Annotated in this window: 13 protein-coding genes; 2 read left to right on the top strand and 11 right to left on the bottom strand. The window is 30.4% G+C overall.

Features of this window, described 5'->3' with window-relative positions:
• Nucleotides 1-21: 21 nt before the first annotated feature.
• From DUT90_RS00775 to DUT90_RS00745, 9 genes are all read right to left on the bottom strand, one after another.
• Nucleotides 22-1002: a cytochrome c oxidase subunit 3 gene (locus DUT90_RS00775; RefSeq protein WP_114424808.1), complete on the bottom strand. Its 981-nt coding sequence runs from the start codon at nucleotides 1000-1002 to the stop codon at nucleotides 22-24.
• 52 nt (nucleotides 1003-1054) lie between these two features.
• On the bottom strand, nucleotides 1055-1642 hold the full coding sequence (locus DUT90_RS00770) for a cytochrome c oxidase subunit 3 (RefSeq protein ID WP_114424807.1): 588 nt from the start codon (nucleotides 1640-1642) through the stop codon (nucleotides 1055-1057).
• Nucleotides 1643-1645: 3 nt separating this feature from the next.
• Nucleotides 1646-2548 carry a heme o synthase gene (gene cyoE / locus DUT90_RS00765; RefSeq protein ID WP_114424806.1) on the bottom strand — a complete coding sequence of 301 codons (903 nt, stop codon included), beginning with the start codon at nucleotides 2546-2548 and terminating at the stop codon, nucleotides 1646-1648.
• Between the two features lie 197 nt (nucleotides 2549-2745).
• Nucleotides 2746-4839 carry a gliding motility protein RemB gene (locus DUT90_RS00760; RefSeq protein ID WP_114424805.1) on the bottom strand — a complete coding sequence of 698 codons (2094 nt, stop codon included), beginning with the start codon at nucleotides 4837-4839 and terminating at the stop codon, nucleotides 2746-2748.
• 1 nt (nucleotide 4840) lies between these two features.
• On the bottom strand, nucleotides 4841-5413 hold the full coding sequence (locus tag DUT90_RS00755; RefSeq protein WP_114424804.1) for an acyltransferase: 573 nt from the start codon (nucleotides 5411-5413) through the stop codon (nucleotides 4841-4843).
• A 395-nt stretch (nucleotides 5414-5808) separates the two neighbouring features.
• Complete coding sequence (locus tag DUT90_RS13300; RefSeq protein ID WP_181858112.1) at nucleotides 5809-5952, bottom strand: hypothetical protein; 144 nt, start codon at nucleotides 5950-5952, stop codon at nucleotides 5809-5811.
• 305 nt (nucleotides 5953-6257) lie between these two features.
• Nucleotides 6258-7001: an energy transducer TonB gene (locus DUT90_RS00750; protein WP_114424874.1), complete on the bottom strand. Its 744-nt coding sequence runs from the start codon at nucleotides 6999-7001 to the stop codon at nucleotides 6258-6260.
• 115 nt (nucleotides 7002-7116) lie between these two features.
• Nucleotides 7117-7311, bottom strand: a complete 195-nt coding sequence (locus tag DUT90_RS13270) for a hypothetical protein (RefSeq protein WP_147266188.1) — start codon at nucleotides 7309-7311, stop codon at nucleotides 7117-7119.
• A gap of 369 nt (nucleotides 7312-7680) precedes the next feature.
• Nucleotides 7681-8250: a DUF3109 family protein gene (locus DUT90_RS00745; protein WP_114424803.1), complete on the bottom strand. Its 570-nt coding sequence runs from the start codon at nucleotides 8248-8250 to the stop codon at nucleotides 7681-7683.
• 86 nt (nucleotides 8251-8336) lie between these two features.
• On the opposite strand from DUT90_RS00745, the gene DUT90_RS00740 reads away from it, so the two are divergent.
• Together DUT90_RS00740 and DUT90_RS00735 are read left to right on the top strand one after the other, a co-directional pair.
• Nucleotides 8337-8924, top strand: a complete 588-nt coding sequence (locus tag DUT90_RS00740; protein WP_114424802.1) for a MarC family protein — start codon at nucleotides 8337-8339, stop codon at nucleotides 8922-8924.
• Complete coding sequence (locus tag DUT90_RS00735) at nucleotides 8925-9530, top strand: FAD-dependent oxidoreductase (RefSeq protein WP_114424801.1); 606 nt, start codon at nucleotides 8925-8927, stop codon at nucleotides 9528-9530.
• Between the two features lie 74 nt (nucleotides 9531-9604).
• On the opposite strand, the gene glmS is transcribed toward DUT90_RS00735, so the two are convergent.
• Entirely contained in the window at nucleotides 9605-11461 is a 1857-nt protein-coding gene (gene glmS / locus DUT90_RS00730; RefSeq protein WP_114424800.1) for a glutamine--fructose-6-phosphate transaminase (isomerizing), read from the bottom strand.
• Between the two features lie 29 nt (nucleotides 11462-11490).
• Nucleotides 11491-13095: a DUF4270 family protein gene (locus DUT90_RS00725; protein ID WP_181858111.1), complete on the bottom strand. Its 1605-nt coding sequence runs from the start codon at nucleotides 13093-13095 to the stop codon at nucleotides 11491-11493.
• Nucleotides 13096-13105: the final 10 nt, after the last annotated feature.

Genomic DNA, 13105 nt, shown 5'->3' with positions numbered 1-13105 from the left:
CTTTTTTTATTAATCTTTTAATTAAACTAAGTAGAAGAAAGTGAATACAAATACCCAAACTAAATCTACGAAGTGCCAATATAATCCTACTTTTTCTACCATTTCATAATGACCTCTTTTTTCATAGGTTCCTAAGATTACATTAAAGAAAATGATAATATTAATTACAATACCAGAAAATACGTGAAAACCGTGAAAACCTGTGATAAAGAAAAAGAAGTCTGCAAAAATTGTATTTCCGTATTCGTTAACTTTTAAGTTAGCTCCTTCTACTACCTGATTTGCTTTAAGTAAATAATCTAATCCCTGTTCTCTAGACAAAATTGTTTTTTTCTTTTGCGCTAGATCTATAAATTCTGTTCTAATTTGTATATCTGAATTTGCTTTGTAAGAATTTACAATCTGATCTACAGAATATTCTGATATAGTTCCTTCTTTTTCAAACCATAATCCATTTTTCTTAGTATGCTCTACTCTACCATCAGTTCTTTCTGCCACTACAAAATCTGCTAAAGCTATTTGTTTACCGTCTTTTACAAACTGTAATATTTTACCATCTGTAGTTTTAACAGCTCCATAAGAACCTTTAATAAAGGTATTCCACTCCCAAGCTTGAGACCCAACAAAAATTAAACCTCCAATAATAGTAGCAAACATATACCAGGCTACTTTGCTTTTTTGCATTTTATGACCTGCATCTACAGCCAATACCATAGTTACTGAAGAAAATATAAGTACAAATGTCATAAAAGCAACATAATACATAGGGTATTCTCCATGAATAAACGGTATATGAGTAAACACCTCATCTGCTATTGGCCAAGAATCTATAAATTTAAATCTAGTTAAACCGTATGCTGCCAAAAATCCTGAAAAGGTTAATGCATCAGATACAATAAAAAACCACATCATCATTTTCCCGTAACTTGCTCCAAATGGTTTTACGCCACCACCGTTCCAGGTTTCTTTACTTTCTGAAGGTATAGCAATATTTGCTTCCATAAATTTTTCTGTTGTTTAGTCTTAAAAGTTTGCCAAAATTAATCATTTTCTATCACTTGATAAAATAGAAAAAGAAAAATAGATAAATCCATAATATATCTACAAAATGCCAGAAGATTGCACCAAGTTCAAACCCAAGCATATTGTCTGATTTGTATTTATATTTAAAATGATTATAAATAACAACTAAAAGCACAATAACACCTGCTAAGAGGTGTAATATATGCATAAAAGTTATCCCTATAATAAAAGATGTAGAAACTGTACTCTCTGGCCCTGTAAAAAATAAGCCCACACTTTTTAATTGGTTAAAACCGACATACTGCTGCCAAATAAAACCTGAGCCCAATATAAATGTGATTACAAGCAATAATATTGAAAGTTGTCTTTTGTCTTTTTTTAGGAAAAATTGAGATAAAATTAACGTAATACTGCTTGCTATAATAAAAAAAGTACTTGTGTAAAATGCCTGTGGCAAATCAAAAGAAACCCAATCATCTCTTTTCATACTGATTACATAAGCACTGGTTAGTCCTGCAAAAAACATTACCATACTAATCATAGAAACCCACAACATCGGTTTTGCAGATTTCTTTTTACCCAATTTTAATTCTTCCTGTACTATTTGTTCTTGTGTCATGTTTTAATGTAAAAATTTATCTACTACATATACAATTGGTACTAGAGTAATATAAAGAATGCTTGACAACATTAGTTTTCTAGCATCTGTGTTTTGTAAAGTTTTGCGCAGTTTTAATCCAAAATACAACATGTATACTCCTAACAACGTAACAATTATTGCAGATATTGGATGAATATAAAATGTTCCTGAAAGCTTTAGGACTGGTGCTACAGAAACCAAAATCATAATAACAGTATAAAAAATCATTTGATGTACTGCTCCTTTATCTTTTGTATTCATTGGCAACATATTAAATCCTACTTTTTGATATTCTTCAAACTGTAGCCAACCAATGGCCCAAAAATGAGGAAACTGCCAAAAAAATTGAATCATAAACAGAAAACCTGCTTCTATTCCAAATTGATTGGTAGCGGCAACCCAACCCAACATAAACGGAATTGCTCCCGGAATTGCTCCTACAAATACGGCTAAAGGCGTAACTGCTTTTAATGGCGTATATACGCTAGTATATAAAAAAATAGAAACCGCGCCAAACAAAGCTGTTTTTGGGTTTATACTATATAAAATAGCTATACCTGCTATAGTAAGTAAAATGGCAATTGTTAGTGCCACATTTACAGACATTCTACCCGTTGGTAAAGGCCTGTTTTGTGTACGCTTCATAATAGCATCTGTATCTTTTTCTATAACTTGATTAAAAGCATTTGATGCGCCCACCATAAAAAAACCTCCTAATGAAAGCAGAAAAAGCGTAATATAATTAACCACATCTACAGCGAGTAAATAACCGGTAGCAGAGGTAAAGACAACACTAAGAGACAAACCAACTTTTGTAAGTTGTTTAAAGTCTGAAAAAATGGTTTTCATAGAAGTCTTTGTCTCTGTTATAACTGCTGAATTCATATCTCTACAAATGGTTTGCAAAGATATTTGATAATTATGACTTTACCATAATTTTAGTACTATTTTAATATAAAAAAACCCACTCAATAAATTGAGTGGGAAAATTGCTATGAAAAAGAAAAAGTGTGATTAATTAAAATCACACCACAAATATAAAACTATTTATAGTATATAAAACAAAAAATAATACGAAAATTTTAAAAATCGAAATACCAATTAAATAAATCTGCTCTAACACCTATAGAAAACCATACAGTTTGTCCTGATGGAAAACCAGGTAATGGGGTATTAATGTCAAAATTCCTATACGATAAACTAGCAATAAGATTAGTTCTATTAGATGGATTTATGAGGTAGTTTGCCTGAACATCTGCTATGAAGATATTGGCTGTATTTCCTTGTCCTATTACATTTCCAGAATCTGAAAATCTAATATTATAAGATTGGTAAATATCTCCTCCAAAACTCACAGCTTGATCAACAAAATCAAATCCTTTTTTACCAGCTATCAATTTTGCAGAACCACTCCACCTTCCTCTTTTATATCTTGCTATACCTACTGCTTCCCAAAAATTTGCACCCCATAAATGCCCTAAAGGTTGACTAAAGTTACCGTAATTTAAAGAAGAAGTTTCATGCGCAAAAGTATAGGGTCTTGCATAATTATATTCTAATTGTAAAAAGAGGTTTTTTACCTTAAACGCATCAAAATATTTTGCCCCAAGTTGAAAAGCAAATTTATTTTCCCACCTACCAAGAGCATCTAATTTATTAAAAGAAAACTCATCCACTACAAGTTGAGAGTATAATGATACTTGGTCTGTTAGTTTATATTTTCCTGTTAAGCCTAAAATTGCATTTCCTGCATCTTCTCCTCTATTAAATTCTAATGAACGGTAAAAAATAATTGGATTTAAAAACCCTGCATCTATACCATTGCCCCCTCTTGTTACTGCCGTTTCAAAGAAACCAAGGTTTAAACGATCATTAACATTTATAGATAGGTAATGTGCTGCAACATATTTCCTGGCATGTTCATTTGGGTCAAAAGCAGATTGTAACGAAGGTTCTGTATTCCACATCCATAAATTGGTGTATTGAAACTTCCATAAATTAGCCTTTAACTTTAAATATGTTGTTGGTGCAGAAACATCTGACAAAACAAAAGAGCGATACCCATCACCCAGAAAATTTTTCCCGTTACCAAACTGAAACTGCATATATTTGTTAGGTGTATATGCTAGATAGGCTTCTGCAACAGGATAATCAAAAGAATCTGTTCTGTGTCTTTTTGCTTTTCCTCTTCCTGGAACCAATCCTTCTGAGTTTCTTGGTCTAACATTAGGAGCTGGATTTTCTATAAATCTATTAATATAATTAGCAAACCTACCCTGACTCTCATAATACGTTGTAGAAAAAGAAAGGTTTTTTAAAATTTCACCATTTATATGTACTATTCTAGAATTATTGAAAGTATAGGGTACATCAGAGTTATCTTTTCCTAATTGTACGTCTAGTAAAAAGTCTACTGTAAACCAATAGTCTTTATTTTTTACTTCTAATAAGTGTTCATTCCAAACTTTTTTTCCCAACCAAGATTGTTTTTCTGGTTTTAAAAATTGTTTTTTTTCTTTAGTTAAATCATAGTATGCACTAACCTCATCATAAGTATATGGTTTAGAAGCTGTATGCGTTCCTTTTGCTTTATGAAGTGCATATTCAAAATCTACGTATCGTTGATGTGTAAAAGGAATATTTAAACGGCTACTATGCTCAATAAAAGTTGCATCTTCAATATTTTTTTGGGCAACTACCTCATTAAAATTTAATTTTTTGGTAGTTTTTACTTTTTTAGTTTTTGTGGTTTTAAAATTAGCTTTTGTTTTAGTTTTAGTTTTACTAATGTTTATTGGAAATTGAATTGGTAATTCAAACTGCATTTCTACAGCATGATTATTAAACCAACCTGGAGTAATCTTTGGAAAATTATCAAATACTCTTTTAACTTCCTTTTTAATTGCCTCGTATGGCGTATTCACATAAATTAATTTAAATTCTCCGTCTGCTGTTACTACAAACATACTGTTTGCAGTACCTGTAAAATTTTCATTTTCTACAATAGCTGGTGTTTTAAATTCTGAAAAGAAGTGTTTTTTTGTTGTTTCCAAAAAACAATCTTTAATTGACGTAATTTCTTCTCCTTTACAAACATCAAAAACGGGATATCTTTCTTCCTGTGACAACAAAATTGTTGGAGAAAATAAAATTAGAAATAAGTATTTTTTTAACATTTTATAATTTTATAACTGTATTATTTTTAAGCTGATAATGTTGACGGCTTTCTGTACAGGTTGCCAAACCGTTTTTATCAAATTCTAAAGTGTGTCCATATTCACTTACCCATCCTATTTGTTTAGACGGGTTGCCTACCACTAAAGCATAAGGAAGTACATTTTTGGTAACTACAGCACCAGCACCAATCAAAGCAAATTCTCCAATAGTATTACCACAAATTATAGTAGCATTTGCACCAATACTTGCTCCTTTTTTCACCAAAGTTTTTTGATATTTATTTTTTCTAACTACAGCACTTCTAGGATTGGTAATGTTGGTGAAAACCATAGAAGGTCCTAAAAATACGTCGTCTTCACAAACTACACCCGTATAGATAGAAACGTTATTCTGCACTTTTACGTTTTTCCCTAAAACAACTTTTGGAGAAACCACTACGTTTTGCCCAATATTACATTGTTTACCAATAGTAGCATCAGACATAATATGACTAAAATGCCATATTTTGGTTCCTTCTCCAATACTACAATTTTCATCTATAACAGCCGTTGTATGTGCAAAGTAGTTTTTCAAAATTAATATTGTATGCTTTTTGTTTGTTTTGTTACTATTTTTTTAAGATGATGATGTTACTATTTTATCTATATCTAAATTTATCATTTTAATTGTTGTTTTGTAATCTCCTGCTCCACCTGCAGCATTTATTCTGAGTGGTTTATCATAAATTTACTAAGAGATTTACTGTTGTTAACGTTGCTCCGTTAGGTAAATTATACTATGTTTCAAAAAAAACAGTAGATGATTTTACAAAGATCTTACCAACAATTCTTTTTTAATTTATTTAAAACAATCTCTTTAATCAATTGCGAAATTACAATTATTTCTTTGTTTGTTAAGGCCTCAACCTCTATAATCCACTTTTCTACTTTTATATTATTTAGACATAATCTTGTCTCTTCGGTCACATCTTATGCTACTAATTTAACATTCCTGTTTTTTAAAGCTTTGTAGTTTACTACAAAATCCAATTCTTTTGCCTCTAAATTGATGGCTTCTTTAACTTCTTTAAATTTATTTCCTAATGTGTAACTACCTTTATGAAATCCAATCACAGTTCCTATTTGAATTTTTTTTGGATTTATGGAGTATTTTTTTCGAGCGGAATGTGTTTAGATCTAACAATTACCAATTTGTAGCCATACAAAATTACTTCTTCAACTAAATCTACAAACCTATGGGTATGTTCCCGTTCAGAAATATTGGCTTAATTTTGCAATTTTAGAATATGTAGCGTCTAAATACTGACTGATTCTCATTAAAACAAATGTACTAAATATAAAAAAAGAGTATCTAAAAAGCTCTTTGAAAAATTATTAGAAATTCATATTTTCTGAAACTTTTTAGATAACTTCTTCTGTTATTCTATGCTAAAAGAAATGGGCATATAATACTTTACTTTTACTGCTCTATTATTCTGCTGACCTGGTTTAAATTTTGGTAATTTTTTGATGATTCTTTTGGCTTCCTTTTTTAAAGCTTTGTATTTGGTTGCAATTTTTATATCTATAATTTCACCTTTATCATCTATAATAAACTGTGTTCTAATTTTGTGTTTTCCAGAACGTAAACCTATTTCATTAGCCAACTCTATATCAAAATTACGTTGTACAAATTGTTTCATTTTTCTATCAAAACAAATTTTATTTTCTTTTTTTGAAAGATTTTCGCATCCTTTAAATATGGGTGCAAATTGTACATTTACAAAATCTACATCTTCAACTATGGGCTCATCATCTAAACCTTCTACAATATTCACTTTATCAATATCTATAAGATCTGGTGTTTTTTCTGAAACATCAATTATCGTTTCTATTACCTTATCATCTCCTTTTTTAATAGGTTCATCAACAACAAATACAGTTTTTTGAGGTGTTGGTTTAGGTTTTGGCTTAGCTTCTTTAGTAAAAAGAATTTCTGTATTGGGCTCTACATAAACCATATTATCTTTAGTGGATTCGTTGCTAAAAATTGCTTTTTTTTGTTCTGTCTGATGCTCTAAAGTAATATAAACAATAAAAAGAATGAGCACAAGCCCTAACTGTGTAAAGATGTTAGAGAATTTTTCTAACTGTTTGTTAGGTTGTTTTTTTCTGTTTTTCATAATCGATACCATTTTAAATGTTAAAGACTTGTTAAAACAAATAGCATGCCACAAAAAAAGCATCAATTAAAAACTGATGCTTTACAACTAAGTTTGTTTAATACTCAATTAAGTTTTAAAAAGCAAAAGTTTGATTTTCTATATGATCTGTATATGAACCTGATCTGTCTTCATTCCTAACAAAAGAAGAAGTTAGTACGCCTTCTTTATAAATTTTTATACTATCAGAATTGTTATTTAACGTGAGTACGGTATAAAACATATTGTTTATCAGGTAATTATTATTTTTGTTGTTTAAAACAGATGTCATTTCTACTGAAATGGAGAAATCTTACTATAGATATGAGATTTCTCAACTACACTTTTACTTCGTAAGCTACTTTCAATTTAAATACATTTAAATTTCAGCAATGTTCGAAATGACAATTATCTATTTTTCAGCTAAATAACACTTGTATCATAGAAAAGTTATCAAATGATCTATCTCTAGAATGTTCTGTTTGCCAAGTGTTTTTTAGCTAATCGTTTACATTTACAAAATTTTATAATCGGTTTTCAAAATCAATTTAATTTGATTTTTGATGATTTGGTTGATGAAAATCAGAATCCTAGTGGAACTAAGGTTACTTTAAAAATACCATTACATTAAGATTTTAAAATCTGACTTATTAATTCTTAGCTATTCTAAATGTTTCTGAGCCACTTTTTCTAACTCATCGTACCAGTTTTGACCAAATTTTCTTACCAAGGCTTGCTTTACGAATTTGTATATAGGTACTTGTAATTCTTTTCCTAAAGTACAAGCATCATCACAAATTTTCCATTTATGATAATTTACGGCAGAAAACTCGCTATAATCTTTTACTCTAATTGGGTATAAGTGACAAGATATTGGTTTTTTCCAATCAATTTCTCCTTGATTATACGCTTCTTCAATAGCACAAAGAGCTGTGTTTTTTTCATCAAAAATCACATAAGCACAATCTGCACCATTAATTAATGGCGTTTCAAGCTCACCCCATTCACTGGTTACCCAGGTTCCTTCTTTTTCAATAGTAGCAATACCCTCTTTTCGTAAAAATGGTTTTACCTTTGGGTAAATTTTATCTAAAATTTTAGTCTCTTCTTCGTCTAAAGGTGCTCCTGCTTCCCCATCTACACAACATGCTCCTTTACAAGCAGACAAATTACAAACAAAATCTTTTTCTATGATTTCTTCTGAAATAATTGTTTTTCCTAACTGAAACATAATGCAAAAATAACGCAATATTTTTCATTTTTTTTCTCTTTTCGTAAAATTAGTTCTCTAATTTTGTAAAAAATTTAAATATAGTAATGGATTTTAATTTGAAAGAAATATTTACTGCATTTATGGTTTTATTTGCAGTAATAGATATAATTGGTAATATTCCAATTATCATAGATTTAAGAAAAAAAGCGGGTCATATACAATCTGGAAGAGCCTCTCTCATTGCTGGCTTTATTATGATTTTATTTCTATTTTTAGGGCAAAGTTTATTGCAATTAATTGGTATAGATGTTAATTCTTTTGCGGTAGCTGGTGCCTTTATTTTATTTTTTATTGCCTTAGAAATGATTTTAGGCATTACTCTCTATAAAGATAACGAAGATAATATTAATTCTATAACGGCCTCTGTTTTTCCTTTGGCTTTTCCGTTAATTGCTGGTCCTGGAAGTTTAACAACGCTGTTATCTTTAAGAGCAGAATTTTATATAGAAAATATTATTATTGCTGTTTTATTAAATGTTATTCTTATTTACATTGTATTAAAAACTTCAACTAAAATAGAACGTTTAATTGGCCCTAACGGAATACAAATAATTCGTAAGGTTTTTGGTGTAATTTTATTAGCTATTGCTGTAAAACTTTTTGCTGCCAATATTAAAATGCTTTTTATTTAGATGGATTTTGATGTACTCATAATTGGTGGAGGTGTTTCTGGAATGCAGTGTGCACTTGTCTTAGGTTCTGCACAACACAAAGCCTATGCTAACGGAAAAAAAATAGGAATTATTACACATCAAAGAACTTCGCATCTTCAAGACGCGCTCTTTAACAATGTTTTGGGGTTACCTCCTAAAACATTGGGAAAAAATATTCTTAAAGAAAGTAAGAAGCAACTTTTTAATCTTTACCCACACATAATACAAATTGAAAAAGAAAAAGTATTGTCTGTATTAGCTTTTGAAGCTGGCTATAAAATAAAAACTAACAAATACACATATACTTCAAAAATTGTGATTATTGCTTTAAACTACGCTAAACCTTTTGGTATAAATGGATTAGAAGAGTTTATTATTCCACATCAAAGAGCAAATCCTACGAAAGATAGAATTCAATTAAAAAATACGCATCATTTTATAAAAGATGGATTGTACTGTTGTGGTACAATTGCAGGATGGCGCAGTCAGTTTTCTATTGCTGCTGGTAGTGGTGCCAGTGTTGCTACAGATATTCTTACTCTTTGGAATGGGAAAAACCCAACCAAAATACACGATAAAGCGTAATAAATATCTAAATTAAGTCCAATAAAAAATCCAACCAATTAGTTGGATTTTTTTTATGATAGGAAACAAATTTATTACTCTACAGTAACAGACTTTGCTAAATTTCTAGGCTGATCTACGTTTTTACCTAAAAGAACAGCTATATGATACGATAATAATTGAAAAGGAATTGTGGTTAAAAGAGGCGTTAATGCTTCTTCAGTTTCAGGTATTTCAATAACGTGGTCTGCTATTTCTTTTACGGTTACATCTCCTTCTGTTACTACAGCAATAATTTTACCTGCTCTAGATTTAATCTCCTGTATATTACTGACTACCTTTTCATAATGTCCTTTATTTGTTGCAATTACAAAAACAGGCATGTTTTCATCAATTAAGGCTATAGGACCATGTTTCATCTCAGCGGCAGGATATCCTTCTGCATGTATATAAGAAATTTCTTTCAACTTTAAAGCTCCTTCTAAAGCTACTGGAAAGTTAAAACCTCTACCCAAATACAAACAATTGGTTGCATTTTTATAATGGTTTGCTATTTCTTTTACTTTTTCATCAATCTTTAATAATTGCTCTACGCTATTAGGTACTAATTGTAACTTTTGTAGATACATTCTAAAAGCAGAGTCTGATAAAGTTCCTTTAGATTTTGCTAATTTTAATGATATTAGAGAAAGTACCGTAATTTGAGTAGTAAATGCTTTTGTAGAAGCTACTCCAATTTCTGGTCCTGCATGGGTATAAGCACCTGCATGGGTTTCTCTTGCTATAGATGAGCCTACAACATTACAAATACCAAATACAAATGCACCTTTAGATTTTGCTAATTTTATAGCTGCTAAAGTGTCTGCAGTTTCTCCAGATTGTGATATTGCAATAACAACATCTTTGTTGGTTATAATAGGATTTCTGTATCTAAATTCTGATGCATATTCTACCTCTACAGGAATTCGAGCCATATCTTCTATAAGATATTCTCCTACTAAACCTGCATGCCAAGAAGTACCACAAGCTATTATAATTATTCTTTCGGCATTTAAAAACTTATTTAAGTTATCATCTACACCAGCCATTTTTATGATACCAGAATCTGGTAACATTCTACCTCTATACGTATCTATAATTGCTTTGGGTTGCTCATAAATTTCTTTAAGCATAAAATGCTCATAACCTCCTTTTTCAATCTCTTCAAGATTCATTTTTAGTTCTTGAATATTAGGATCTACTAGAGAGTCATCTTTTATTTTACGAACCTTAATAGCCCTACCTAATTTAATAATGGCTAATTCTTCGTCTTCAAGATACACAACATCTTTGGTATACTCTAAAAATGGAGAAGCATCTGAAGCTATAAAAAACTCAGATTCATTTTTTCCTACTCCAATAGCAATAGGACTTCCTAAGCGAGCAACAACTACTTCATTCGGTTTGGTTTTATCAAAAACTGCAATGGCATACGCACCAATTACGTTATTTAAAGCTAATTGAACTGCCTTACCTAACTTACAACCTTCTTGTTTTTTTACCTCTTCTATTAAGTTAACTAAAACTTCTGTATCTGTATCACTTTTAAATGTATATCCTCTAGAAATTAATTCTTTTCTAAGCGTATCATAATTTTCAATAATTCCGTTATGAACAATAACTAAATTTCCTGATTGAGAAAAATGTGGATGAGAATTGACATCATTAGGCACACCGTGTGTAGCCCATCTTGTATGCCCAATTCCTATTTTTCCAACTTTTTTAGTTGGCGAAGAATTGGTGATAGACTCTAGATCTGAAACTTTTCCTTTCGTTTTAGAAAGTTGAATGTTTTTTCCATCATAAATCATGATTCCAGCACTATCATAGCCTCTATATTCTAGTCTTTTTAAGCCATTAATTACTATTGGGTATGCTTCTCTATGACCAATGTAACCTGTAATACCACACATAACTTTTTTTTTAGTTTATAAGGATAAAATTAATCCTTTTTTTGAGAGTAAGAAATTTTTAAGCGAGCTCGTCTAACTCCGTTTGCATTTGCATCTTGATTTAAAAGCGTTACAGCCCCTGTATTCCAATTAAAATTTCTAAAAATAGTGTCTCTAATAGGATCATCTGTAGGATTAAATACTTTTAAACGTAGCTCAGGATTGTAACTAGTTTCTCCACTTAGTAAATTCGACAAATGGTCTGTAATTCTAAAAACATATCTGTCTTTTCTATTATTTTCTCGTTCAACAAAACCACCAAAAGAAACAGGATCTGATACTTTATCTCTAACTTGACTCAGGATTGTTCTCGAATTAGCATCTACTCCATTTTTATATAAGTGAAGCCTGTTTGGTGCTAGAGTTGTATCTGCAGATTGGTTAATATAAAATATGAGAGAAGCATCATTTATAAGCCAATTTTGGGCTCTTAAATCAGATAGTTCTGTACCATTTAAAATTTTTACTGTAGCTTCACTACCTGCTAAACCTTGAATTCTAACTTCGTTATTATCAGGATAAATTCTAGAAGGCATAACAAATTTATTGTTTACAATACCCGTTAGTTGAAAAGATCTATTTTCTTTAACAATAGTATCTATTTCAGTTCTGGTATTGTCTGTGTAAAATGTATTGGTATAATATACTTCTATAAATGCATTTGTAGTAACATTAGACAAATTAGCCAAATTAAAAGAAATTAGAGAACCTTGAGTAGTACCTTCTTTTTGTTTAGCTTCTAAAATTACACCATTAAAAAAATCATTAAAAGCAGTTTGAGAAGCAAAGTTAGAGCTACCAAAATTATCTAAAAAAACTTCTTTTGCAAAATTATCTTTTAGTGGTATTATTGCCATTGGCAATGGCACAAGAGATGTTGCATTTGCAGTAAAGCTTACTGTGTCTGTATCAAAAATGGAACCATCAGAAGCTTTTCTTCTTATAAATAATAAAGTGTCTTTAGTAGTTGGTATAAAACCAGCATCTGGAGTATCTTTTTCGTTTAATTCTGTTCCTTCTGTTGTAACGTAATCATAGTCAAAGTCTGAGGCAAACACGTTTGTCTTAGAAGGATCATTTGGGTTTAAGCGGTTTAAAAACGTATTTATTTCATATACATTTAATGTAAAAGGCTCATTACCAATAACAGAGTCTAAACTATAGTTAGGCACACCATCATTAGACAACAATGTAGCTTGATAAGGTATACGAATAAAAGAAGTATCTATTTGAGTACTAAATGGTAAATTATCTGGATTGCTAAAAGAACTTATAGTTGTATTAGGGTCTACGCTAACTTGAGACACTATAGATGCTTCTACACTTTCATACGCATCATTATTATGAACTCCTAACAAATACTGACCTTGAAAACCTGAAAAAGGTGAAAAATTTAAGCTCAATCCATCAGCTCTAATACTTTCTATGGGAGCATTAGACACTAAAACCTCTAAAATTGTATCGTTACTGCTAAATCGTGTATTGTTAATAACACCACTTCCAATATCTGCGAAGTTTTCTTCACATGAAATTACAACCACTAAAAACGATAGTAAGGCAACAATTGATAGGCCTCTTCTAATAAATTTTCTCACTATATAACAA

Origin of the sequence: Polaribacter sp. WD7, assembly GCF_003335085.1 — a bacterium.
Lineage (GTDB): Bacteria > Bacteroidota > Bacteroidia > Flavobacteriales > Flavobacteriaceae > Polaribacter.
This window is presented reverse-complemented; position numbering and strand designations above follow the sequence as displayed.

Bases quoted from the DNA above. Each gene is read 5' to 3' on its own strand.
- DUT90_RS00740 (WP_114424802.1), top strand. From the start codon at position 8,337: ATGGATTTTAATTTGAAAGAAATATTTACTGCATTTATGGTTTTATTT.
- glmS (WP_114424800.1), bottom strand. From the start codon at position 11,461: ATGTGTGGTATTACAGGTTACATTGGTCATAGAGAAGCATACCCAATA.
- DUT90_RS13270 (WP_147266188.1), bottom strand. From the start codon at position 7,311: ATGACATCTGTTTTAAACAACAAAAATAATAATTACCTGATAAACAAT.
- DUT90_RS00750 (WP_114424874.1), bottom strand. From the start codon at position 7,001: ATGAAAAACAGAAAAAAACAACCTAACAAACAGTTAGAAAAATTCTCT.
- DUT90_RS00745 (WP_114424803.1), bottom strand. From the start codon at position 8,250: ATGTTTCAGTTAGGAAAAACAATTATTTCAGAAGAAATCATAGAAAAA.
- cyoE (WP_114424806.1), bottom strand. From the start codon at position 2,548: ATGAATTCAGCAGTTATAACAGAGACAAAGACTTCTATGAAAACCATT.
- DUT90_RS00760 (WP_114424805.1), bottom strand. From the start codon at position 4,839: ATGTTAAAAAAATACTTATTTCTAATTTTATTTTCTCCAACAATTTTG.
- DUT90_RS00735 (WP_114424801.1), top strand. From the start codon at position 8,925: ATGGATTTTGATGTACTCATAATTGGTGGAGGTGTTTCTGGAATGCAG.
- DUT90_RS00770 (WP_114424807.1), bottom strand. From the start codon at position 1,642: ATGACACAAGAACAAATAGTACAGGAAGAATTAAAATTGGGTAAAAAG.
- DUT90_RS00775 (WP_114424808.1), bottom strand. From the start codon at position 1,002: ATGGAAGCAAATATTGCTATACCTTCAGAAAGTAAAGAAACCTGGAAC.